The sequence below is a fragment of the Acetobacter sp. DmW_125128 genome, assembly GCF_008704325.1.
Lineage (GTDB): Bacteria > Pseudomonadota > Alphaproteobacteria > Acetobacterales > Acetobacteraceae > Acetobacter > Acetobacter oryzifermentans.
This window is the reverse complement of sequence record NZ_VHOP01000008.1, coordinates 1-23,408: the sequence shown is the minus strand read 5'-3', so window position 1 is coordinate 23,408 and position 23,408 is coordinate 1. Positions and strand designations below refer to the sequence as shown.

Genomic DNA, 23,408 nt, shown 5'->3' with positions numbered 1-23,408 from the left:
ATCAGGAAGCCTTGCCTTTGGGGGCTGAATCACTGTGGCGATCATCATTCAGGATCAACTGGCCGGGGCCGCGGAACTGGGCAATGCCTTCATGCTGGGCCAGCAGATAGCCCTTGGCATCAAGCGAGCCAAAAGGCCCTTCTGCCCGCACCCATGAATCGGAGGCAATAATGCCGCGTTTGACATCAATATCGGCTACAGGGCTGTGCATCATCAGGCCATCATCGCGGTACAGGGTTACTTCTCCGGTTAGGTCGAGAATCTGTGCGTGCTGCATGTAAACGCCTTTTTCCGATTCAACCCAAAGCCAGCTTCCGCCCTGCGTGAGCAGATCAGCCTTGGGGCGGATCAGATCCATACGGTTGTCATTGACCTGATGCGCACTGTCCGCCGTAATCATAAAGGGGCGGTTGTGTTCATCTACCCCGCGATACGTAGCGCCTATCAGGTTGCCGCTTTCAATCTTAACCTTGGCCAGTTCCTTAATGGTGGTTTGGTTGGCGCTTAGCAGCCTGTCTACTTCGGGCCATACGGCAATGGTGGCCAGCAGCAGCAAAGCCGTGGCAGGCAGCACCCATTTGGCCCAGCGCAGCATAGTGCGGCGGCGCGCCAGCTTGGCGGCATCCGGGAGTTTGCGCAACTGGGCGGAAGGTGCAAGCCGTTCGCGCTGGCGGCGCGTGGTTTCTTCCGAGCGGGCAAAATCGGCCCGTTGCGGGCGTTTGTCTTCCGGGCTGGTCATCCAACCCCGGCTCGGATCAGGTCATGCACATGCACAACGCCTATGGGTTTACGGTCATCATCCAGCACAAACAGGGATGTAATGGGCCTTTTGCGCTCGTTCATCAGCCGCAGGGCTTCAGATGCAAAAATTCCCGGCCCTATGGTTAGCGGTGAATCGTTCATGACATCTTTCGCCAGCGTGGTCGTCAGATCGTGATCAAGCGCGCGGCGCAGGTCACCATCCGTGATCAGCCCCGCCAAGGTGCCATTCTGGCCCAGAATGGCTACGCATCCTAGCGCCTTGTGCGTCATTTCCACAATAACGTCCCGCATGGGGGTATTGGGGGTGGCCAGTGGCATGGCGTTATCTGTGCGCATCAGTTCCCGCACGGTGCGCAGGCGTGCGCCAAGGCGGCCGCCGGGGTGGTAGGTGCCAAAATCCGTGGCGGTAAAACCACGTTGGCGTAGCAGGGCCACGGCCAAGGCATCACCAAATGCAAGTTGGGTAAGGGTGCTGGTGGTGGGGGCCAGCCCCATCGGGCAGGATTCTGGCAAAGATGGCAGCGTAAGCGCCACCGTGGCCGCAGAAGCCAAGGTGGAATGTGCACGGCTGGTTACGGCCAGCAGTGGCAGGCCCGAGCGGCGGGCGTGGGCGGCAATGTCTCCCAGTTCCGTTGTTTCACCGGAATTGGAAAAAGCCAGAACGGCATCACCTTTTTGCACCATTCCCAGATCACCGTGAGAGGCTTCTGCTGGGTGCACAAATATGGCGGGCGTGCCTGTGCTGGCCAATGTAGCCTGCACCTTGCGGGCAATATGGCCGGATTTGCCAATGCCGGTTACAACTACCCGGCCCGGCAGCGCCAGAATTATCTCTACCGCTTCAGCAAAGGCACCACCCAACCCAACGGGGTTTTCCAGTGCTTCTGCCAGTGCATCCAGCCCTGCACGTTCCGTACGTACAACGTCAGCCGCCTCTACGCCGGGGGAAGAGGAAGCCTGCGAGCTGATATGGGTGGACATGTTCATGCCGAGCCGATCCGGTTGATCAGAAAAAGGAATGCAGGAGCGCGTGCTTACGCGCGATGAGAGAAAATATCCGGGTCTTCATAGCCCAGCAGATCCAGACGTGCGCGGGCGGGCAGGAAGTCATAGCATGCCTGTGCCAGTTCACGCCGGCCTTCACGATCCAGCAGGGCGGACATTTTATCCCACAATGCGTGCAGATACAGCACATCAGATGCAGCATAAGCCAACTGTTCGGGTTTAAGTTCCAGCGCGCCCCAGTCTGATGTCTGCTGCTGTTTGCTGAGTTCTACCCCCAGCATATCCCGGCACAGGGCGGCAAGGCCGTGGCGGTCTGTAAAGGTGCGTACAAGGCGGGCGGCAATTTTGGTGCACACCACCGGGCTTACGGTAATGCCCAGCGCGTGCTGCAGGATGGCAACGTCAAACCGTGCAAAATGCATGATCTTGGTAATGGAGGGATCAGCCATCACACGCTTGAGGTTGGGGCAATCATACCCTTTGCCCCCAAGGGAGGTGGGGATGATCTGTACCAGATGCGCTGTGCCATCACCGGCAGAAAGCTGCACAAGGCACAGTCTATCCCGATGCGGGTTCAGGCCCATTGTTTCCGTATCCACGGCCACGGACCCGGTAAAGGTCACGTTGTCTGGAAGATCGTTCCGGTGCAGTGTAATGGCACCTTCGGATGGGGCAGAGGTCATAACCCGCTCCTGCGTGTTCTGTTGCTGTATGCTGTTGTGTTTCAGACCGATACAGCCGGCGTGATGGAATGTCCATTCCTGCACGTTGTGTATGGCGCTGTTATGGCGGGGCCGCACATTTATATGCGGGATAGGCGCAGGCAGGCGGAATGCGCTAGAAGGGCCTTATCTGTTACACTCTATAATAACCCGGAACTGTGTGTTTATGCGTCAACCTCGTCATGGCCGTTCTGCGCGGCGCCCTCGTGTTTCTTCTGCTGGTGGGCGGGAAGGCGCGCCTTCGGCTCCGGCGGGCACATGCTGGCTGTTTGGCACGCACGCAGTGGCCGCCGCCCTTAATAATCCGCGCCGTGTATATGAACGCCTGCTGGTAACGGAAGAAAACCACCCGGCATTGGAAGAAGCCACACGTTCTGGCCGAAATGTGCGCGTAACCCCGGAACTGGTGCAACGCCAACGGCTGGATGATCTGTTAGGGCCAGATGCGGTGCATCAGGGTGTGGCGCTGCTGGCGCGTATATTGCCCCCCATGCCGCTGGATGAAGCGCTGGAACGCCCCGGCCCGGTGCTGGTGCTGGATCAGGTAACAGACCCACGCAACATTGGGGCTATTTTACGCTCGGCTGCGGCATTTGGTGCGGCCTGCCTTGTGGTGCAGGACAGAAACGCGCCAGAAGAAACGGCTGTGCTGGCCAAGGCCGCATCTGGTGCGTTGGAAACCGTGCCTATGGTGCGTGAGGTCAACCTCTCCCGCGCGATTGAGCAGTTGCAAAAGGCAGGCTGCTGGACAGTAGGGCTGGATGCAGGCGGCACCACGCTGGATGGCGCAAGTTTTGATGGCCGCCGCGTGGCCTTGGTGTTGGGGGCGGAAGGCAAGGGCCTGCGCCGCCTAACGCGGGAAAGCTGTGATGAAATTGCCGGGCTTTACATGCCCGGAGAAATGGAAAGCCTGAACGTATCTGTAGCGGCCGCTGTGGGGCTTTATGAGCTGATGCGCCGTGGCATGCCCAGCGCGTACCAAAAAGCCGCGGCAAAAAAGCCGACGTAATAGCCAATATCGGCCCCGCCCAGCCAGCGCGCTACGGGGCCGGTGTAAAGGCTGCTGGTTGAAAACAGCGCAATGGTCAGCACGGATACAACGGCAAAAATGGTAGCTCCACGTGTCCAACCCGGTGGAATGGGGTGCACTGTGCGGTCTCCAAAATACCAATCTGCCAGCACAATGCCGATCCACGGGGCAATCCAGTACATGGTTACCAGCAGGTAATCTGTATAAAGCGTGGTGTAACGGCCTGCACCGGCCACAGCCAGCACATAACCAAGGCTGGCTGTAAGAATGGCTGCGGCAATACGCGGTACATGCAGGCCAGCGGAAATAAGGCTGTAGCTGGCAGTATTATCGTTAAACGAATTGCCGGTAATGGATGAAAGCGCAATAGCCCCAAGAGCCACAGCCCCAAGCGGCCCCATGGCCTGCTGGAGCGAGGCAATAACCGCTGTGGGGGATGCCTCCGCCACAGACCCGGCAGAAATAAGCCCCAGAATCTGGAACGGAATGGCAGAACCCAAAAGCCCTGCCAGCGCCAGCAACACCACCTTTTTGGGGCTGGTATTGGCGGGCAGATACCGCGTGTAATCTGAGGAATACGAAGCCCAGGACAAATTGAAGCTGACCAACACGCCAGTTGCCAACAAAAAGGTGGAAAAACTGACGGCATGATGCGCCGCCAGAGGAGCCTGCCCTTTTATGGCAAACACAACGCCAATAAGCGTAAACACCACGAGCAGCACTGTGCCCAGATATTTCTGCAAGGCCTGCACCACATGGTGCCCGTAAATGGAAGCCACCATCTGAATACTGGCCAGTATGCCCAAAGCCAGCCAGAACGGCATGGAAAGCCCAGCCAACAGCAGCAGCGCCATAAGGGCTGTAGCGGCGGGCACGTTATTAACCGCATCCCACCCCACGCAATAAATCCAGTTTAGAAACGCCGGAGGGCGCAGGCCTTTTTGCCCCAAGGCCCGGCGAGAAGCCTCCATTTGTGTTAGCCCGGTTTTGGGGCCAATGGCGGCGGCAAGGGCCACAGGTAATGCGCCAATAATGTTGCCAACAATAATGGCGGCCACACCTGTACGAAAGTCCAGCCCCATGCCTGTAAGCAATGCCCCGGTTACCCAGCCGCCGGGGCCAAGATTGGGGGAAAAATGGCTCCAGAACACCCGGTCGGTCGGCATGGTTTTTAGCGGCGCCGGAACGGGTTCTCTTACAGATGCGGCGGAAAGATCCTCCATCAGGCCACCAGTTTGGGGGGCTGAAGGGGGTGTCTGTATCATGGGTAGCGTATCCTGTGGCGTGGGGCTGTGGTGGGGGTGGCGCTACAGTATCATGAAAGATCAGGTTCGGGCATGGACCCTGCGGCCCCTGTAGGCTGATTGTTGTAATAGAACTCTGCCACCCGGATGGGGAGCAGATCCATAAAGCGGGAGCCCGCCACCAGCCATAGCGGAAAAGTAATGCGCCGCTCATTCCGGCTCAGCCCACGCAAAATGCGGCGGCACGCACTGTTAACATCTGTAAGACCCGGCATGGGAAAGGCGTTTTTGGCCACCATAGGGGTATCTAAAAACCCGCACACAACAGAGCTTAATAAGATACCAGCCTTTTTGGCATCACCACCCGTGGCCACCATAAACCTGTCCACTGCCGCTTTGGCTGCGGAATAAGAGGGCGTGCCGGGATAAGATACCACGCCCGCAACGGAAGAAATGGCGCAAATACGCCCGCGCATGCCATCGGCTCCGCGCGGTTGATGCTGCATGACATCCAGCGCAGGCAGCACGGTGTTGAGCACGCCTATCATGTCTGTTTCAAAAATACGATAAACCTGTGCCGCAGGTTCATACGGTGCGCCATCGGGCGTTTGCGGCTTGCGGGTGCCGCCCGTTATGCCTGCACAGGCTAAAACCAGATCCAGCCCATTTGTGCTGCGGATCCATGTCTCCATTTCTGCACGGTTTGCCACATCACCAATATGCAAATGCACGGAGGCCCCTCGGCTAATGCAGGCTTTGGCGGTTTCTTTCAGCCGTTGTACGTTGCGCCCGCCCAGATAAAGGGTGCGCCCAGGCCGGGCCAGCGTTTGGGCCAGTGTTTGCCCAAGGCCGGAGGATGCGCCAGTAATCAGAACGGTATCATGCTTCATCTTACAGATCGGCCTTTGCTTATGGTGGTTATGGCATAGCATGGCGGCTTCTGGCATGAAGGCGCAAGACGGATAGACAGAACACGCAGGGAAGGCAGCATGGCGCACAACGCACAGGGTCACCATAACGGAGCAGAACAGCGGCGCGGTGTGTGCCTGGTTATTTCTGCGCCATCTGGGGCGGGTAAGTCCACCATTGCCAATGCACTGCGTGCTTCGGAGCCTGCGCTCAAGCATTCGGTTTCCGTTACCACCCGCCAGCCAAGGCCGGGGGAAAAGGAAGGCGTGCATTACCACTTCCGCACCATGGAAAATTTTGAGCACATGGCCGCCAACGGGGAACTGCTGGAATGGGCCACCGTGTTTGGCCGTGGGTACGGCACCCCCCGTGCGCCGGTGGAAGCCGCATTGGCCGCCGGGCACGATATGGTGTTTGACATAGACTGGCAGGGCCACCAGCAAATCCGCCGCGCGCTGCCCGATGATGTGGTGAGCCTGTTTGTGCTGCCGCCATCATTAGAGGAACTGGAACGCCGCCTGCGTGGCCGGGCATCAGACCACCCGGATGAAATTGCCCGCCGCATGGCCGCCGCGCGGGATGAAATCTCGCATTGGCAGGAGTTTGATCACGTTATTATCAATACGGATCTGGATCGTGCCATTACAGAAGCGCGCGCTGTGCTGGTGGCGGCACGCTTGCAAACCCGCAGGCGCACAGGGCTTTTAGATTTTGTTGCCAGTTTTGGAGCCTGAACAGCATGGATTTTTCTGCCATTACCGTGCTGTGCTTGGGTGATGTCATGCTGGACCGTTTTTTATACGGCAGCATGGATCGGATTTCGCCCGAAGCCCCGGTGCCTGTGTTGTTGCTCGATTCCCGGCGGGAAATGCCCGGAGGGGCCGGTAATGTGGCCAGCAACATTATCTCGCTTGGGGGGCGGGCCATTCTGGTGGGGCTGAGCGGTCAGGATGAGGCCGGAGCCTGCCTGCGCACCACGTTGGCGGAAAAAAAACGGCTGGTGGATGCTACAGTGCAAAGTGCGGCCCGGCCCACAATTTGCAAAACGCGCTTTATTGCCGCGCATCAGCAGGTTGTGCGGGTGGATGAAGAAAGCCACGCGCCAATGGCGGAACCCGAGCAAGAAGCCCTGTGCCGCCAGATTGATGCACATATCGGGGGCTGTCAGGCAGTGGTGGTGTCTGATTACGGTAAAGGTGTGTGCAGCCCAATCGTGCTGTCTCATCTGTTCCGTGTGGCGCGGCAAGCTGGCGTGCCTGTTTTTGTAGATCCCAAATCCACCGATTACACACTTTACAAAGGTGCCACCTGCATTACCCCCAACGCCAAGGAGCTGGCCGCAGCCTCTGGCATGCCGGTGGATACCGCAGCGCACGTAGAGGCCGCCGCCAGCAAGGTGATGGCGCAGGCCGATGCGCAGGCTATTTTGGCCACCCGTTCTGAAAAAGGCATGATGCTGGTAAGGCGCGAGGGCGAGGTGCTGGCAGTGCCTGCCCGTGCGCGGGAAGTGTTTGATGTTTCCGGCGCGGGAGATACCGTTATTGCCACTATGGCGTTGGCTGTTGGTGCGGGTATGTCGTTCGAGCAAGGCATGCGCGTTGCCAATGCGGCGGCTGGCGTGGTGGTGGGCAAGCTGGGCACGGCCACGGCTGATATTCAGGAAGTTCTGCACGAGCTGGAAGAACAATCCGGCCCGGATGAAGTGCCCCACCTGATGCCACTAGGGGTCGCTTGCGCACAGGTGGCGCGCTGGCAGGCACGCGGCCTGCGTGTGGGTTTTACCAACGGATGTTTTGATATCATCCATCCCGGCCATATCAGCTTGCTGGCAGAAGCCCGGAGCGCGTGTGACAGGCTGGTGGTGGCGTTGAACACAGATGCCAGCGTCCGCCGCCTGAAAGGTGAAACACGGCCTGTTAATTCACTGGAATCTCGCGCGGCTGTTATGGCGGCTATCCGTTATGTAGATGCCGTGGTGGCGTTTGATGAAGATACGCCGCTGGAGCTTATCCGCGCCCTTATGCCAGATGTGCTGGTAAAAGGGGCGGATTACCGGCCCGAACAGGTTGTGGGGGCGGATATTGTGCAGGCCGCAGGGGGCAAGCTGGTGCTGGCCAATTTGCAGCAAGGGCATTCCACCACATCTACAATCGGGCGGATTCGCAAGGCATGACAGTGCATGACCTGCCCGGCGCAGAAAATCTGCCGCTTATTGCCGTGCGCAATCGCTTTGCGCGTTGGCTGTTTGATGATGCCTTGCCTTTCTGGGCCAGCACAGGCTGTGATGGCACGCCCCAAAACCCGGCGGCTTTGGGGGCGCAGGAGTGTCTGACCTTACAGGGCACGCCAGCCTTGCCGCCATACAAGCGTGTAAGGGTGCAGGCGCGGCAGCTTTTTGTGTTTTCTTGGGCTGCGTTAAAAGGCTGGCAGCCAGCGGCGCAACGGGCGGAAAGTCTTTTCAGGTTTCTGCTCAATGCCCATAGGCCAGATGGCGGATGGGTTAAGCTTCTGGCGCGTGATGGCGCGGTGCTGGATGACAGTGCAGATTTGTACGATATCGCTTTCGTGCTGTTTGCACTGGCATGGTATGGCCGGGTGGAACGCACAGGCCGGGCAGTAGAATTGGCGCGGCAAACGCTTGCGTGGCTGGGGCAGGCTATGGCGCTGCCAAACGGCGGGTTTATGAATGCCCTGCCTGCCGATGGTGCATGGCGGCAGCAAAACCCCCATATGCACTTGCTGGAAGCTGTTCTTGCCCTGCATGAAACCACAGGTGATGCCGCAGATCTGGCGCAGGCCCATGCGTTATATGCGCTATTCAGCCAATACTTTATGGATGAACGCACCGGCACATTGGGCGAATATTTTGGGCCAGACTGGCAACCCGCCACAGGGCCAGAAGGCCAGTGGTGCGAGCCGGGGCATCATTTTGAATGGGTTTGGCTGTTGCAGGCTTATGCCCGTCAAAGTGGTGTAGATACTACCGCGCAGGCCGCACGCTTATACCATTTTGCACATCAATATGGTGTAGATACCCAAACAGCATTGGTGCGCGATGCCGTTGCGCGGAACGGGCAGGTGCTTAAACCCACCTTCCGCCTTTGGGTGCAAGGCGAGGCCTTGCGTGGCGCGCTGTGCCATGATCCGCAGGATCAAGCAGGTTGGGCTACGCGTATGGCCACTAATCTGCTTGATCGGTATTTTACGGGCTGCCCCACGGGCACATGGCTGGATCAACTGGACGCACAGGGCGTGCCTGCCGTTATGCAAATACCAAGTAGCTCGCTTTATCATATTGTAACGGCGTATGATGCGTTAGATCAGGCAGCACAGGCCTACGTGCCATCGGCCTAAAAAACGCTGTGCGGAAATGTGCGTGTAAGCAGGACGTAGCAGCGCGAATCTGATACAAGCGGTGTTGTGAGCATGACAACAACAGATACCCCCAGCCAGAAGGACGAAAGCCTTCTGGCCCTTACCCTTCGGCAGCCCCCGGCCAATGTGGAGGCCGAACAGGCGCTGCTTGGCGCGTTGCTGACCAACAACCGCGCCTATGATCGTGTTTCGGACTTTTTGGCCGGTGAGCATTTTGCCAACCGCGTGAATGGCCAGATTTATGAAGCCATTGCCCGGCGCATAGAAAACGGCCAGTTGGCAGACCCCGTTACCATGCGGGCCGAGCTGGAGCATTCCGGCATTTTGGCCAGTGTGGGCGGTATGGCCTATATGGCCAAGCTGCTGTCCTCTATGGTCGGGATTATCAACGCCGGGGATTACGGCCGCACCATTCATGATGCATGGATCCGCCGCCAGCTCATTGATATTGGTGAAAACGTGGTGAACAGCGCGTTTGGCACCACCATGGGCCTTTCCGGGCAGGATCAGATTGAGGCAGGGGAAGAAGCCCTGTTCAAACTGGCAACGGAAAAAGGCAATGAAGGGGATTTTGTATCCTTCAACAAGGCGCTGAGCGGGGCCATTTCTGTTGCAGCCCAAGCCTTCCAGAATGAAGGCCACGTTACAGGCCTGACATCTGGCTTGCGCGATCTGGATAAAAAAACAGGTGGGCTGCATCCATCGGACTTGCTGATTCTGGCCGGGCGTCCTGCTATGGGGAAAACGGCGCTGGCAACTAAAATGGCCTTTTCCGCCGCACGCGCCATTATGGATGATGCCGAGGAAACAGGAGAAAAGCCCAAAGGGGCGGTGGCTATTTTCTCGCTCGAAATGTCGGCAGAGCAGTTGGCTACCCGTATTTTGTCTGAACAGGCCGAGGTTTCGGGCGAGCGTATCCGCCGTGGTGATATTGGGCAGAAGGAGTTTGACCGCTTTGTGCGTGTCAGCCATGAACTGGCCCGTCTGCCGTTGGTGATTGATGATACGCCAGCTATTTCCCTTTCCGCCATGCGCACGCGCTGCCGTAGGTTAAAGCGTACGCAGGGCCTGTGCCTTGTGGTGGTGGATTACCTCCAGCTTATGCGGCCATCTGTTGGCACCCGCCCAGAAAGCCGTGTGTTGGAAATTTCCATGATCACGCAGGGGCTTAAAGCCATTGCCAAGGAACTGGAAGTGCCAGTTATTGCGCTTTCCCAGCTTTCTCGTCAGGTGGAAAGCCGAGAAGACAAGCGGCCCATGCTGTCGGATTTGCGTGAATCCGGATCTATTGAGCAGGACGCCGATGCGGTGATGTTTGTGTACCGTGATGAATATTACCTGCAACAGCGTATGCCCAAGGAAACAGCTTTTGAATCTATGGAGAAATACTCCGTGGCGATGGATGAATGGCAGCGCAAGATGAGCTTGGTGCATAACAAAGCCGAGCTTATTTTGGAAAAGCAGCGTCATGGCCCCACGGGTACCATCAATCTGTTTTTCGAAGGCGAATACACGCGCTTTGCAGATTTGGATACCATTCATCAGGATCATTAAACCTGTTAAAAAGGCCCCGCATGCTGGGGCCTTTTTAGTAAAAACTTTCTAATATCCACGTAACTTTAAAAAGTTCTCACGCTTGTTGTGTGGTGGCGTATGTGCCACTGCACGAACGTAGAGATATATTGCGCCAGCGTTTTTCCTAAAACACAACGTGGCAGGGTTTCTGCGGGCCATACAGGTGGCCCGCAGGAATAGAGTGGCCTTGTTAAACGGTTATCAGGTTTTGCCGCACCGTAACCGGGATCTTGTTTTCCTGAAACGCCTTCCAGATTTCAAAAAGAGCAGCACTGCGCACAACTTTTATGTCTGTGCCGTTTGCGGCCTTGGCAGATCCAATCAGCAGGGCAGAGCCATCAGATACAGAAGACATGCTGACACTTGGCTGCACGCTTTCATCCACATCCTTGCACGCGGCCAGAGTGCGAGCCATGACATCCATGGCTTTATCCAGATCAGATGCAAATGGCAGGTTGAGTTCTATGGTAAACACACCGGGCTTTTGTGCCCGTGTAGCGTTTTTAACCGCCGAGGTAATAAACTGCGAGTTAGGGACAATCATGGTGGATTTGTCCTCTAGCCGGATATCGGTAGAGCGTACGCTAATGCGTTCCACCGTGCCGGTAACGCCCGCAATAGTAACAACATCCCCAATGGAAACCGGGCGTTCGGCCATAAGGATAATGCCCGAAACAAAGTTTTGCACAATGGATTGCAAGCCAAAGCCAATGCCCACAGAAAGCGCGCTAACAACCCATGTCATGCTTTTAACGGTAACGCCCAGCACCGCCAGCATGCTAAGGCCAACTAAAATCCATGCTGCATAGCTTAGAATACTCAGGATAGAGGCCTGCGCCCCGATATCCAACCGTGTAGTGGGGAAAAACCTTTGCTTGAACCAGGATTTTAAAATGTTGATGGTGTAATAGCCTGCCACCGGCAACACAGCGCACAGCAAAATGGCATCCAGAGAGATGTGGGAACCATCGGTGCTGGCCTGACCATGAAACAGCCAGTAAAGCTGGTGCCATATCTGCTGTGGGTCAAACCCATCGCCGCTGGTGGCAACGGCATAAGCTACGGCCAATAACAGCACATTTACAATACCGGGCACCACCACACACATCTGGTTTACAAGCCGCGGGGGCAGGCCCAGTTCTACCAAATGCCGCCCCAAAGGTGCACTGGCCGGAAAAAGCGTGCTGGCCATAGCCGTAACCAAAAGAGAAAGCAGCAAAAGGCCCGTCATGCTGATAGCCATCATGCTTATCCATGAGATGATGGTATAAGCCAGCGGAATGTAGCCAGAAAAAACAGCCAACCAGCAGATAATGGAAATGCCCATAGCCAGACTGATTAAAAACTGAGTGCGGGAAGGTTGGCTGAGGGTATCTTCTGTTTGATCGGAAATGCGCAATTCCCGCGGAATGGCAAATAGCAGGGGGCTTACAGCCAACACATACAGGCCATCCATTAATTGTACGGACAGCATGGAAATGCCGCTTTGCGTATCAATATAACGCAGGAACCCGCGCATAATAAGCGCGCCTGCCAACCAGAGCGGAAACAGCCGTAAATTACGCGCAATGGCGTCCGATATCGGAAAGATACGCCATTCCGGATGGCGTGAAAGCAGGCAAAACCCCAGTTCAATCACAAGCCCGCAAAGCGGAAACTGCGCGCCCATCATACTGCCAAGCGTGCTTAAATCTTCATCCAGCGCAGAGTTATCAAAGGCTAGAACGCTCCACACAATCTGAAAGGAAAAGCCCCAAGCCAGCAGGCTGAGCACACCACAAATAAGAGTTGCAATAATGGGGCGGATACGCCCCGCAGGCAAAAAACGCACTACCACCCGGCGGATAATCCCGTGTGAGAAAAACCACCCCACCAGAAGCAAAGCGGAAAGTGCTATGCCACCCAGAGAAATAAAAATGCGCTTGCCAGCAAAAGCTACCCCCAGCACCCCCAGGGCTTCACCCCCTAGAGCGCTGAACCGCGTGGCGTCTGCATGGAAATGATTGGTAAACTGAGACCAGAAGTTGACCCCAAGCGGTGAAGGAAAGCGCTGCCATAAGGTGGCTTGCTGTATGGCAGTGCCATGTTGGCGCAGTTCACTTACAAGCTGTTGGGCTTCTACCTGATACAGCTTAAGCCGCGTCATGCGGGAATTGATATCCTGCTGCTTTTTGAGCAGAAGCGTGCGCTGCTCGGTAATGGAGGCCGGTTCTGCGGGGTCATCCTTGCCCGGTGGTTTGCCCAGAATATCCAGAAAGTTCTGATAAACCGCCTGATAGGGTTTTAGGCGGGCTTGCAGGGTATCTGTTTGCGTGGCCACAGCATTGGCGCGGCGCAGCAGGGTGGCAAGCTCTGTTGTGCTTTGGCCGTTGCTTCTTTCCTGCTGGCTGCTTTGGTAAATGGCGCTTATTTCTGTGCCAATACTTTCCAGCGTGCTGTTACTAACAATATCCGCAGTATTGGTAATAAGGGTTGTTGGGGCCGGTGCTGTAACTGGTGCATTTTCTGTATCTGCTGCCAGAAGGGGGGAACTGGTGCCAAAAAGCACGGCACTCTGCGTGAGTACAAAGCACGATAGAAAAAAAGAACAGAACCGCTTCAAACGCATCAGAAAACCTTGTGTTTCAGGTGTCTGGAAAAAATAACCCTTATGTCCGTAACGTAGCGGCGCAAGAGGGGGTTGCGCCACTTTTAAGCAAGCAGCGAGGTGTTATAAGGAGAGTATGTGCAAGTTTCTGTTTTGTGCAGGCAGCATATATGCTGTGCACATTCCAACAGGCAAACCCCTGCCATCAGTAGCGGCAGGGGTGAAAATCAACTTATCGGAAAAGAGGTGGGGTTAGTCGTCATCACCAGTTTTCAGGTGATCATGATACCCGTATTTTTCCCACTGAGCGGCTGTGGTCAGATGCTTTGGTTCGCTGGAGCTGAACATGCCACAGGCGGATAGTCCCAAGGTGCAGGCTAGCAGCAGAACCGCGCGTTTCATCTTACCGAATATCCCTTACCCGTTTTGTCTGCTTTTTCTATCTCATTGCAGGGCAGCGCGGGCAAGTGGAGATTGCAGCCAAGTATGATTAACGCCGCAATTCCATGCTGATGGGCCCTTCACGCCGCCCGTGTGTGAACTGATCTACATACGGGTTGCCGCTGTTCATGAGGGAAGATGCCGCGCCCTGCCAGATCAACTTGCCTTTGTAGAGCATGGCGGCTTCATCCCCAATGCGTTGGGCAGAGGCCATATCATGCGTAATGGCAATGGCGGTGGAGCCCAGTTTTTTCACGCAATCTACAATCAGCCCATCAATGACCGCGCCCATAATGGGGTCTAGCCCAGTGGTGGGTTCATCAAAAAACAGAATATTTGGCTGGGCGGCAATGGCGCGGGCCAGGCCCACCCGCTTTTGCATGCCGCCAGAAAGTTCGGAGGGGTATAAATCCCCTACAGAAGGATCAAGCCCCACCTGCGCCAGAATGGTGCCTGCATGGTTGCGGGCATTCTTGCGGGTGATCTTATGCAGGGCCAGTAGCCCGAAGGTAACGTTTTCCCATACGGTCAAACTGTCAAACAGCGCGGCGTTCTGGAAGAGCATGCCAATTTCGCTGCGCAGTTTTTCACGCCGTTTTTCCGGAGCGGCCAGAACGTTTTCGCCATCAATTTCAATAATGCCAGAATCTGGCGTAATCAGTCCCAGAATACAGCGCAGCAGCACGGATTTGCCCGAGCCAGATCCGCCGATAACAACAAAGGATGTGCCTTGCGCAACATCCATGGAAACACCATCCAACACCTTTTTGGTGCCGAAGGATTTGTGCAGGTCCCGAATACGGATTTTAGGCGTGGTGCCTGTCATGGTCTGGCTCATTGTGAAAAGAACAGGTCTGTCAGCAGGTAATCAAAGGCCAGCAGCATGATGGAGGCTGCCACCACCGCGGCTGTTGTGGCAGAGCCCACACCTTCTGCCCCGCCTTTACTGTTGTAGCCGTAATAGCAGCCCATCAGCGCAATAAGGAACCCAAACAGCGCCGCCTTTACTAACCCCACCGTGACATCAATGGCCTTAAGAGAGTTGAGCGTGGCTGTAATGTAAGCAGGGGCAGAAAAGCCCAGCTTCACCACCGCTACAGTAAAGCCACCCGCAACGCCCAGTATGTCTGCCACCAACACCAGCAGGGGCAGGGCAATCAGCCCGGCCAGCAGACGTGGGGCAACCAGATACTTCATGGGGTTGGTGGAAAGGGTTGTAAGCGCGTCTATCTGGTCTGTTACACGCATGGTGCCAATCTGGGCAGCCATGGCGGCACCTACGCGGCCTGCTACCATAAGGCCCGCCAGCACAGGCCCCAGTTCACGCGTAACGGCCAGCACCACAATACCGGCAATGGCGCTTTGGGCGTGGTATTGTGCAAACCCGGTATAGGATTGCAGCGCAATTACCCCGCCAGAAAATAGCGCCGTAAGGGCTACAACAGGCAGAGAGAAAAAGCCCGTTTCTAAAAAAGTGGATAAAAATACCCGGCCGTAAAACGGGGGGCGCACAATGTGCGAAAGCCCAGAAGCCGCAAACAGGGCCAAAGCCCCCGCCGCGCGAATAAGGGAAAGTGTAGCGCGGCCAAGGCGGGCCACAAGATCAAGCACCATGTCCATGAGTGTGGACTGTCCGTTCCTGCTGAAGTGTGAAAAGGCAGTTCCAGAGCCGTAACCCGTGCGGGCGGGTTCGTCAAAGCATCGTTGCGTGGTGGGGTTGGGGGATGGTGGTCTTGCAATAATAAATATTTGTTTAAATTTATGAACAGAGGTGGCAAACACCCCCCAGCCATTTTGCACAATGGCACTCTATAGGGGTGTTCAATTATGGATGATGTTTCCCGTTCTGTTTTTGTATTTGGGTCTCCTTGCACCACCAATTACGGCAAGGTTGTCTTTCTGCCCGATGGGCAGCTTTACGGGTATCGGCACGAAAACGAACATACATGGCGTATGGATGGAGAGGAGCTGTGCCTGCTGAATATGCAGGGGCAGGTGAGCAGCCGGTATCATCGAACGGGAAACGGGTGGGCTGGCACAGTAGAAGGCCGCAGATACCCCCTGTATCTTAACACCCTGATAACAACAAACACGTGTGAAACACCGGGCCTGCCGCCCGTTATGGTCAACACCATTCCCAAGGCAGGCACGTATTATGTGGAAGCTGCGTTAAAGGCGGCAGGCTGTCCTTCCCACCGCCTGCATCTGGGTGGAGAGGATGTGGTGGATGATTACCGTGGCCTGCCGGATGAACGTGTGCACATTATGCCCGAAAGCGTGCGGCTGTATTGCCCGTTGGATCTGGTAACAGCCACGCTGCAAGGTGGGCACGTTGTGGCGCATTGTGATTTTCAGCACGTAATAGACCATGTGCGCAGCCAAGGCGTTGTGGTGCTTTCTGTTGTGCGGAACCTGCGTGATATCATGAAAAGCATGTTCCGCTTTTTGCTATACATGATCCCGCCTGAGCCAGATGATTTTCTGGGCCAATTCTGGCGTGAGCAGGAAGGCGATGCCCGCGTGGCGGCCTTTTTAGCTGTAGAGCATGAACGTGGGCTGGAGCATGTGCGCCAGATGGCCCGCATGATGCTTGCTGATACATCGCCCCAAAGTATTGTGCTGCGTTATGAAAGTCTGAAGCAGGGTGATTTGCAGCCGCATAATATTGAAAAATTGCAGGCCATCAATCCAGAGTTCACGCAGCGCCTGTCTGCCGCGTTTGTGCAGACATATGGTGCACGCACCCCAACATTTTCGGGCAAGGTTCGGCAGCAGCCAGACCCGTGGTGTGATGTGTTTGAGGCGTATTTCCATAAGTCCGGCATGGCCGATCTGAACGCGCAATTGGGCTACGCATAAAAAACAGTTTCCGCGAGCCCTTGAGTTTGTTCCCGTTTTATTCCACATCAAGGGCATGAACTGGATAGCACAAGAGCTTGCCTGATGGCTAAAAAACCTTCCCGCACCTATGTTTGCACCAACTGTGGCGCTGTACATGCCAAATGGGCAGGGCAGTGCGATGCCTGCGGTGAATGGAACACGCTGGAAGAAATGGCTGTAGAACCCTTGGCCGCATCTTCTGCCGCAGTGCGTGGTGGCAAGGGGCGGCGCGTGGCGCTACAGGCGCTGGAAGGGGAGATCAAACTTCCACCGCGCACCCAAACAGGTATTGCAGAGCTTGATCGGGTTTTAGGCGGTGGCCTTGTGCCTGCCTCTGTTGTGCTTGTGGGGGGAGACCCCGGCATAGGCAAATCCACCCTGCTGCTTCAGGCCGCCAGCAAATTGGCAGGCAAGGGCGAGCGAGTGCTATATATTTCTGGTGAAGAAGCGGTAGATCAGATCCGCCTGCGGGCGCAACGCTTAGGTGTGGCCGGGGCCAAGCTGGATTTGGCAGCATCTATTAACGTGGCAGATATTGTGGCCACGCTGGAAGCCGAACCCGATGTCCGGGCGGTGGTGATTGATTCTATCCAAACCATGTGGCTGGAAACCATAGATAGCGCACCGGGTACGGTCTCTCAGGTGCGGGCCTGTGCGTTTGAGCTGATACGCACGGCCAAGCGCCGGGGGTTCAGCCTTATTCTGGTGGGGCATGTCACCAAGGAAGGTGCGCTGGCAGGCCCGCGTGTGTTGGAGCACATGGTAGATGCCGTGATGTATTTTGAAGGCGATAGAGGCCACCAGTTTCGTATTTTACGTGCGGCCAAAAACCGCTACGGCGCAACAGATGAAATTGGCGTGTTTGCCATGACAGACCGCGGGCTGGAGGAAGTTAGCAACCCATCTGCTCTGTTTCTGGCTGAACGGCGGGGTAATATTGCCGGGTCTGCCGTGTTTGCCGGGCTAGAGGGCACGCGCCCCGTTTTGTTGGAAGTGCAGGCGCTACTGGCCCCTAAAAGTGGAGATGGCGCACCACGCCGCGCCGTGGTGGGGTGGGATACAGGCCGCCTTTCTATGTTGCTGGCTGTGCTGGAAACACGCTGCGGGCTCAAACTTTCTGGCATGGACGTGTATCTGAACGTAGCTGGGGGTTTGAAAGTGGCGGAACCTGCGGCAGATCTGGCCGTGGCAGCGGCTCTGGTTTCTGCCGCCAGCGGCGTGCCCACCAGCCCCGGAGAGGTTTATTTTGGCGAGGTAGGTCTTTCTGGCGAAGTGCGGCAGGTGGCGCAGGCTGATGCCCGTTTGAAGGAAGCCGCCAAGCTGGGGTTCGACCGTGCCGTGCTGCCCCGGCGCATTGCACGCGGTAATACGCGCTCTCGGCCGCCGGAGGGGCTGCATCTGCGCGAAATCGGCCATATTTCTGATCTGGTGAGCGCGGAAATGGAAGCCGAGTGAAACTGACACGTTGCTTTTTGTAAGATGTATCGATATAGTGCGCGCCATAAAGATGCGGATGTAGTTCAATGGTAGAACGGCAGCTTCCCAAGCTGCATACGAGGGTTCGATTCCCTTCATCCGCTCCAACTTCCCGAAGACAAATAAATCAATAAATTGCGAGCCTCAGCTAGTAGCACGATATACCGTGCTGGTGGTGGTCAGCCGTTGTTCTTCCAATGGATATGAGAAGGTACTTATTTCGCAAAATATGTTCTCTACACAAGATAAATCATGAGCAAGGAACCCTTTTGGGTTCCTTTTTTTGTGGCGATATGGCTGCGCGGAGCTGCTTACGATTACTGCTTTTTTAAAGAGCAGATATACGGAGAATGCACAGTACTCGTGTTGAAAATAAACAAATAAGAAATACATTCTGTTACAGTTTTGTTAAACGAGGAGAGAGGAATGAAAAAGACACTTTATATGTGTGTCGCTGTTCTTGGCCTCGGGTTTGTACAGAGTGCTTCTGCAGCCACATGGGATGGTGGTGTCTCAAGACATGTTGAGGTCAAAAACCCGGATCAGCCCGATACAACCAAAGGCGGTGTATGGGATGGTGGGGCAGCCAAGAAGGTAAAGGTGGAAGACCCGGATACGCCGGATACCACCAAAGGTGGTGTGTGGGATGGCGGTATATCTGAACACGTGCCCGTAAAATACCCAAGCATGCCGCAGTAATGTGGGAATGCCCTGTTTTAATGTTGGTGTCATGCGTCCATAAAACATTGGAACAGGGCATGGCTTCTTTGCCCTTCCAGAATGACCAAGTGTTTGCGGCATGGGAATGTGTAAAGCGTTACTTGTTCCGATTTTTGGTGTGAGAGTAATATATATGTATCATATTATTTAAAGTTTTTTAATAAATAAGAAAATCAATATAAATATATAAAAATATATTCATGACAGTAACTGCAATTCTCAAATTTTTAATATAGTATATATGTTATTTTATTTTTAAGACAAAGAATTATACATATCGCGCATAGAATCAAACCACACTAAGAAAGCAGATGTGTGCTCAAGCGCATGTACATTGTGCATGTGGCAAGATATTTTTTTATGAAATTATTGTTTCACATCCGATATGGTAAGCATTCTTTGTTTTGGAATACATGAAAGAAATACAAAATACTCTTTTTATTATTTAACAATACATTTTGATTATACAAAATATAGAAGTAAAAAAGATTCAGATTTTTTTATTATAATCTCTTGAATATCATATATTGTTGTGTGATGATTATAAAAAGAGATGTGTATATGCAATACATATCTGTCCCGTAACAGATTGCAACAAGGAGATCCTCTACACGTGGCATATCTGATGCAGGATATCATTTTTGTACAGAAACGGCTTTATCGCTTTTTTTGTGCGTGTGCGTCTGGGTTTCAACTTCATGCAGGCGCGGGCTGATGATGAATAATTCCTTTGTCCGGCATGCGCGCTCTCATGCCACTTCAGTGTGCCGTGGGTCTCGCGGGTTTGTTAAGGCAAGCTGTTCTTTGGTAGCGCTTGGTCTGGCTGCTTTTGCCGCTCCAGAGGAAGTGCGGGCAGAACAAACGCTTGTTTCCGTTAAGGGGATCACCCTTCAGGGTGCGCTGGATATTGGTGGGTCTGCTTTTTTCCTGCCCAATACCAACTTTGGCGCAGGGTCTTATGGCACCAAATCTTCCGGCGCTTTAGTGCGGCATAAAAACAGCACATATGGCGAATTTTACGGCAAGCCTATGCTCATGGGGTCTTGGCAAACAGGCTGGGGCTTTACCGTTATTGGCAAGGCATCTGCCATTGGCGCCACCACGTTGGGTGATGGTGATGCGGAAGAAGTTTCGCAAACATCTGGCACGCCGCGTTCCATTTATCTGGAAGAAGCCAATCTGGGCGTAGAAGTGCCGTTAAAGATGGCAGGTGGCAACCAGATTCTTACGGTGCTGGGCGGCAGGCAGGCCTTTGCGGTGGATGATGGCTTCCTGATTGGTAAAGGCACCTACAGCGCGGGTGATAGAGGCGCATGGTGGTATGCACCGCGATATGCGTTTTCTGGCCCCGGCGTGATCAAGCTGGAAGGTGATTCCGTGCGTGGGGATGTCTTTATGTTGGAAAGTAATTCCGACAACGACATTGACCGCGGGTATGACCGCCCCAAAACCAAGTTTGTTGGGTTTGATGTATCTTGGTTCAAGAACAAACCCGGTGGGCATGGGGGTTCTACATATGCAGATCGTGCTGCGTATGTAACGTTAACCTACTTCCATGTGCGCGATGCAGATGGGTCATCTCATTACGATTATTCCACGCGTGCAGATCGTAACGGCATGAACGTGGCGGCTCTAAGCTGGGGCGGCACGTTGTTTCCCGTTAAGGTGTTGGGAATTTCCAAGAACTTTACGTTCTATGGCAACTTTGTATCCGAGCAGAACAGCCACCCAGGCAATGGCTACAAATCTGTAGAAGCCTACGGCATGTTTTTCGAACCCGGCTATACGTTTTCCATGCTGCCGTGGAAGCCGCATCTGTTTTATCGGTACACGCGCTTTGGCGGCGGCAAAAATGCCGAAGGTTCGGTTAAGCGCAATTACGATACGTTCTTTTTGTACGATGGTAAGCGCTACACCTATGGCGGTTACTGGCCGGGTGAAATTGTGGGCATGTATCTGGCCCCACTTTCTGATCTGGAAGTGCACCAGTTTGATCTAACAGGCACGCCACCGGTGCACCTGTTTCGTAAAAAGGATGAGCTTAAGCTGGGTGTGCATTTTTACGATCTCTCCTTGCTGTATCCCTCTGGCATGGGGCTGAAGAACGTGGGCCGCCATGTTTCAAACGAAGTGGATTTTACGGCCGAATATATGCTGGATGAAACCACATCAGCCGCTGTTGCCGCAGGCACGGCCTTTAGTGGCCCGGCAGGGCGTGCGCTTTCTCGTGCGGGGGTGCCAACGGGGTATCGCATGCACAATATCGGGCGGCATGCAGGCGTGCTGGAAGCCTATTTTTACAAGCATTTTTAACGAAGATTTCCCAAAACAAAACGTTTTGGGGTAGAAACACTTACAGGATAACAAGAACAAAGGATTTCCTGATGCCCGAACCGACAACCCTCCCTGCGGGAAAACCTGCAGACGGGCTGCGTAATCGCCACATTGCCATGATCGCTTTGGGTGGCACTATTGGGGCTGGTCTGTTTGTTGGCAGTGGCGCTGCCATTGCAGCAACAGGGCCTGCGGTTCTGCTGGCGTTTCTGCTGGTAGGATTTCTGGTTATCCTGGTGATGCGCATGCTGGGGGAAATGGTTGTGGCGGACCCCGGGCGTGGGTCCTTTGTGGAATATATTCGCGCCGCACATGGAGATAAGGTGGGCTTTACCGCTGGGTGGCTTTACTGGTTCTTCTGGGTGGTGGTGTTGGGCAGTGAGGCCATAGCCGGCGCCATTTTGTTACAGGATTGGGTGCATCTGCCGGTTTGGCTGCTTTCTATTGTGCTGATTCTTATTCTTAAACTGATCAACTTTGCTGCCCCCCGTGTTTTTGGTGAATGTGAATTCTGGCTTTCTGCCATTAAGGTTTTCAGCATTATCGCCTTTATTGCTATTTCTCTTTTATATGTGGCGCATGTGTTTGGGCCCGGCGTTTCTGTAAAGGAAAACCTGCTGGGGCATGGCGGGCTTTTTCCGCATGGTATTGTGGCGCTCCTTTCTATTATTCCCACCATTTTGTTCACCATGATGGGTTCGGAAATTGCCACAGTGGCAGCGGCTGAATCTCCAGAGCCGGGTAAAAATGTGGCCCGCGTAACCCGCAGCCTTGGCCGCCGTATTACACTGTTTTACGTAGCCGCCGTGGGTATGATCCTGATTGTGGTGCCGTGGACAAACATTGTAGCTGGCAAGTCACCTTTTGTGGCGGCTATGGATGTTATGGGCGTACCGGGCGCGGGGCTGCTGATGCGCATTGTGGTGCTAAGCGCCATTTTATCCTGCCTGAACTCCGCCATGTATATTACATCGCGTATTCTGACAGAGCTGGCTGCTCAGGGTGATGCCCCGGCGTTTCTGGCGCGGAGTTCGGCTGCTGTTGTGCCGCGTAAGGCCATTATCGTTAGCAGTGTGGCGGGTACGTTGGTGGCTTTCTCATCCATTCTTGCACCGGGCACCATCTTTGCTTTCCTGCTAAGCTGTAGTGGTGGCGTTATTCTGTTAATCTACAGTCTGATTGTAACATCTTACATTGTGACGCGCCGGGCAGCACGGCAGGCTGGCACAGAAGCAGAAAATTACACGTTGCCGTTTTTTCCGCTGTGCAATTACCTTACGCTGGCCGGTGTGGTGCTGGTGTTTGTGGCTATGCTGCTGAACCCATCCGAACGGATGACGGCTCTGGCAACCATGGGCAGCACAGTGGTGTGCTACCTTATGGCCGTTTACTTTGCCACCAATAACAAAAAAGCTGGCTGAACTTTACGTTTAACTGAGTATTCCCGCAGTTTAGGGAATACTCAGTTTATCCAGATGCAGCGCAAGAGGGTGCCGGCGCCAATGCAGCAGGCCACCCGCCGCAAAAATGGTCATACCGGCTGCGGCAATACCAATTCCAACATTTTTATCAGAAACCAGCGTGCCAATAACAGCACCTACAAACAGGCTGGCAATAGCGGCTAATCTGCGCCATGTGCCAGAATTTGTGCCACCGGCCACTGTGCTGTTATGGGCCAGCCCATGCAGCACCATTGTAGCGGCTGGCAACACCATATCTGGCAGTTTGGCATGGCGTGTGGCAGAAGTTTGCAGCCCCATAGCAAGCGAGAGCATACCCAGCGTAATGTAAATGCTGCCGTTAATGTGCGCACACCATACAAATGCGGCCAGCCCTACAAGACAGCCAACGCCTAACAGAATGTCACCCACCACAAGGCGCGTATGGCGCTCACGCCGCACCAGGCGGCCACCAATAACGGCCCCCGTAAAGTAGCAGGCAATGGCTTCCAGACCAGAAAGAACAATGGCCTGAGAAGTGGCAATATTAACAGCCATAAGAATAATGGTGGCTGTCATATATCCTGCAAAAATCTTCAGATGCAGTAGGGATATGGCATCCAGCATGCCCATTGCCATTGTTACCAGCAGAATGGCAATAACCAGCTTGGCATCATGTCCCGTACGGGCTGTCATGATTTCTCCTCTAAAGAAAAAGAATGAAAAGAGGGGTTTTATACGCGTTTTGTAATAGAAGGATGCGCGTTATATCATCATCTCCGCTCACGAAAAGATGATCTCTTGTAAGAGGTGCCATGCCCCAAACAGGTGGAGGGATCGAAGAACCCTTGATTGATGTGCTTGGCCGGTAATTTCTGGGTTTTGGCGATTTGATTGACGGTTTTTGCG

General features: G+C 54.6%; 20 protein-coding genes and 1 tRNA gene. 11 read left to right on the top strand and 10 right to left on the bottom strand.

The window, feature by feature from the left end; genetic code table 11:
* Position 1 precedes the first annotated feature (1 nt).
* From lptC to FKW19_RS03020, 3 genes are read right to left on the bottom strand one after another with little or no spacing between them, the layout of a single operon-like run.
* Positions 2-739, bottom strand: a complete 738-nt coding sequence (gene lptC, locus FKW19_RS03030; RefSeq protein WP_019089779.1) for an LPS export ABC transporter periplasmic protein LptC — start codon at positions 737-739, stop codon at positions 2-4.
* Positions 736-1,749, bottom strand: a complete 1,014-nt coding sequence (locus FKW19_RS03025; protein WP_006116320.1) for an SIS domain-containing protein — start codon at positions 1,747-1,749, stop codon at positions 736-738. The genes lptC and FKW19_RS03025 overlap by 4 nt, the downstream gene beginning before the upstream one ends.
* Positions 1,750-1,796: 47 nt before the next feature.
* Positions 1,797-2,450, bottom strand: coding sequence for a ribonuclease D (locus tag FKW19_RS03020; protein WP_035354091.1), 654 nt, complete (start codon positions 2,448-2,450; stop codon positions 1,797-1,799).
* Between the two features lie 205 nt (positions 2,451-2,655).
* Between FKW19_RS03020 and rlmB the strand changes: the two genes are divergently transcribed.
* Complete coding sequence (gene rlmB / locus FKW19_RS03015; protein WP_035354270.1) at positions 2,656-3,498, top strand: 23S rRNA (guanosine(2251)-2'-O)-methyltransferase RlmB; 843 nt, start codon at positions 2,656-2,658, stop codon at positions 3,496-3,498.
* Here the strand turns inward: rlmB and FKW19_RS03010 are convergent.
* Positions 3,432-4,784: a cytosine permease gene (locus tag FKW19_RS03010; RefSeq protein WP_089178711.1), complete on the bottom strand. Its 1,353-nt coding sequence runs from the start codon at positions 4,782-4,784 to the stop codon at positions 3,432-3,434. The two genes, rlmB and FKW19_RS03010, sit on opposite strands and share 67 nt — an antisense overlap.
* Before the next feature lie 50 nt (positions 4,785-4,834).
* The gene (locus FKW19_RS03005) at positions 4,835-5,653 is read right to left on the bottom strand and encodes an SDR family oxidoreductase (RefSeq protein ID WP_162870721.1); all 819 of its coding nucleotides are present in this window, start codon (positions 5,651-5,653) and stop codon (positions 4,835-4,837) included.
* A gap of 99 nt (positions 5,654-5,752) precedes the next feature.
* Here FKW19_RS03005 and gmk point away from each other — a divergent pair, with 99 nt between their 5' ends.
* From gmk to FKW19_RS02985, 4 genes are all read left to right on the top strand, one after another.
* Entirely contained in the window at positions 5,753-6,406 is a 654-nt protein-coding gene (gene gmk / locus FKW19_RS03000; RefSeq protein WP_063353700.1) for a guanylate kinase, read from the top strand.
* Positions 6,407-6,411: 5 nt separating this feature from the next.
* The gene (gene hldE / locus FKW19_RS02995; RefSeq protein WP_063353701.1) at positions 6,412-7,845 is read left to right on the top strand and encodes a bifunctional D-glycero-beta-D-manno-heptose-7-phosphate kinase/D-glycero-beta-D-manno-heptose 1-phosphate adenylyltransferase HldE; all 1,434 of its coding nucleotides are present in this window, start codon (positions 6,412-6,414) and stop codon (positions 7,843-7,845) included.
* Positions 7,842-9,026, top strand: a complete 1,185-nt coding sequence (locus tag FKW19_RS02990) for an AGE family epimerase/isomerase (RefSeq protein WP_089178712.1) — start codon at positions 7,842-7,844, stop codon at positions 9,024-9,026. The genes hldE and FKW19_RS02990 overlap by 4 nt, the downstream gene beginning before the upstream one ends.
* 72 nt (positions 9,027-9,098) lie before the next feature.
* Positions 9,099-10,601 (top strand): replicative DNA helicase, encoded by a 1,503-nt coding sequence (locus tag FKW19_RS02985; RefSeq protein ID WP_035354090.1) that lies wholly within the window; start codon positions 9,099-9,101, stop codon positions 10,599-10,601.
* 211 nt (positions 10,602-10,812) lie between these two features.
* Here FKW19_RS02985 and FKW19_RS02980 read toward each other — a convergent pair whose 3' ends face one another.
* The 4 genes from FKW19_RS02980 to FKW19_RS02970 all read right to left on the bottom strand — a co-directional run bounded on the left by FKW19_RS02980 (position 10,813) and on the right by FKW19_RS02970 (position 15,270).
* On the bottom strand, positions 10,813-13,230 hold the full coding sequence (locus FKW19_RS02980) for a mechanosensitive ion channel domain-containing protein (RefSeq protein ID WP_089178713.1): 2,418 nt from the start codon (positions 13,228-13,230) through the stop codon (positions 10,813-10,815).
* Positions 13,231-13,461: 231 nt separating this feature from the next.
* Complete coding sequence (locus FKW19_RS15335; protein WP_003629136.1) at positions 13,462-13,611, bottom strand: hypothetical protein; 150 nt, start codon at positions 13,609-13,611, stop codon at positions 13,462-13,464.
* Positions 13,612-13,699: 88 nt separating this feature from the next.
* Positions 13,700-14,488 (bottom strand): ABC transporter ATP-binding protein, encoded by a 789-nt coding sequence (locus FKW19_RS02975; protein ID WP_006116305.1) that lies wholly within the window; start codon positions 14,486-14,488, stop codon positions 13,700-13,702.
* Entirely contained in the window at positions 14,485-15,270 is a 786-nt protein-coding gene (locus FKW19_RS02970) for an ABC transporter permease (RefSeq protein WP_003629138.1), read from the bottom strand. The genes FKW19_RS02975 and FKW19_RS02970 overlap by 4 nt, the downstream gene beginning before the upstream one ends.
* Before the next feature lie 207 nt (positions 15,271-15,477).
* Here FKW19_RS02970 and FKW19_RS02965 point away from each other — a divergent pair, with 207 nt between their 5' ends.
* From FKW19_RS02965 to FKW19_RS02940, 6 genes are all read left to right on the top strand, one after another.
* Positions 15,478-16,509 carry a hypothetical protein gene (locus FKW19_RS02965; RefSeq protein WP_089178714.1) on the top strand — a complete coding sequence of 344 codons (1,032 nt, stop codon included), beginning with the start codon at positions 15,478-15,480 and terminating at the stop codon, positions 16,507-16,509.
* 84 nt (positions 16,510-16,593) lie between these two features.
* Entirely contained in the window at positions 16,594-17,985 is a 1,392-nt protein-coding gene (gene radA, locus FKW19_RS02960; protein ID WP_089178715.1) for a DNA repair protein RadA, read from the top strand.
* Positions 17,986-18,039: 54 nt separating this feature from the next.
* Positions 18,040-18,113: transfer RNA gene (locus tag FKW19_RS02955), tRNA-Gly, on the top strand.
* A gap of 319 nt (positions 18,114-18,432) precedes the next feature.
* Entirely contained in the window at positions 18,433-18,705 is a 273-nt protein-coding gene (locus FKW19_RS02950) for a hypothetical protein (protein ID WP_035354085.1), read from the top strand.
* A 738-nt stretch (positions 18,706-19,443) separates the two neighbouring features.
* Positions 19,444-21,039, top strand: a complete 1,596-nt coding sequence (locus tag FKW19_RS02945) for a hypothetical protein (RefSeq protein WP_089178716.1) — start codon at positions 19,444-19,446, stop codon at positions 21,037-21,039.
* A 71-nt stretch (positions 21,040-21,110) separates the two neighbouring features.
* On the top strand, positions 21,111-22,481 hold the full coding sequence (locus tag FKW19_RS02940; RefSeq protein WP_116100299.1) for an amino acid permease: 1,371 nt from the start codon (positions 21,111-21,113) through the stop codon (positions 22,479-22,481).
* A 30-nt stretch (positions 22,482-22,511) separates the two neighbouring features.
* Here the strand turns inward: FKW19_RS02940 and FKW19_RS02935 are convergent, their stop codons facing one another.
* Entirely contained in the window at positions 22,512-23,195 is a 684-nt protein-coding gene (locus FKW19_RS02935; RefSeq protein WP_089178718.1) for a YoaK family protein, read from the bottom strand.
* Between the last annotated feature and the right edge of the window lie 213 nt (positions 23,196-23,408).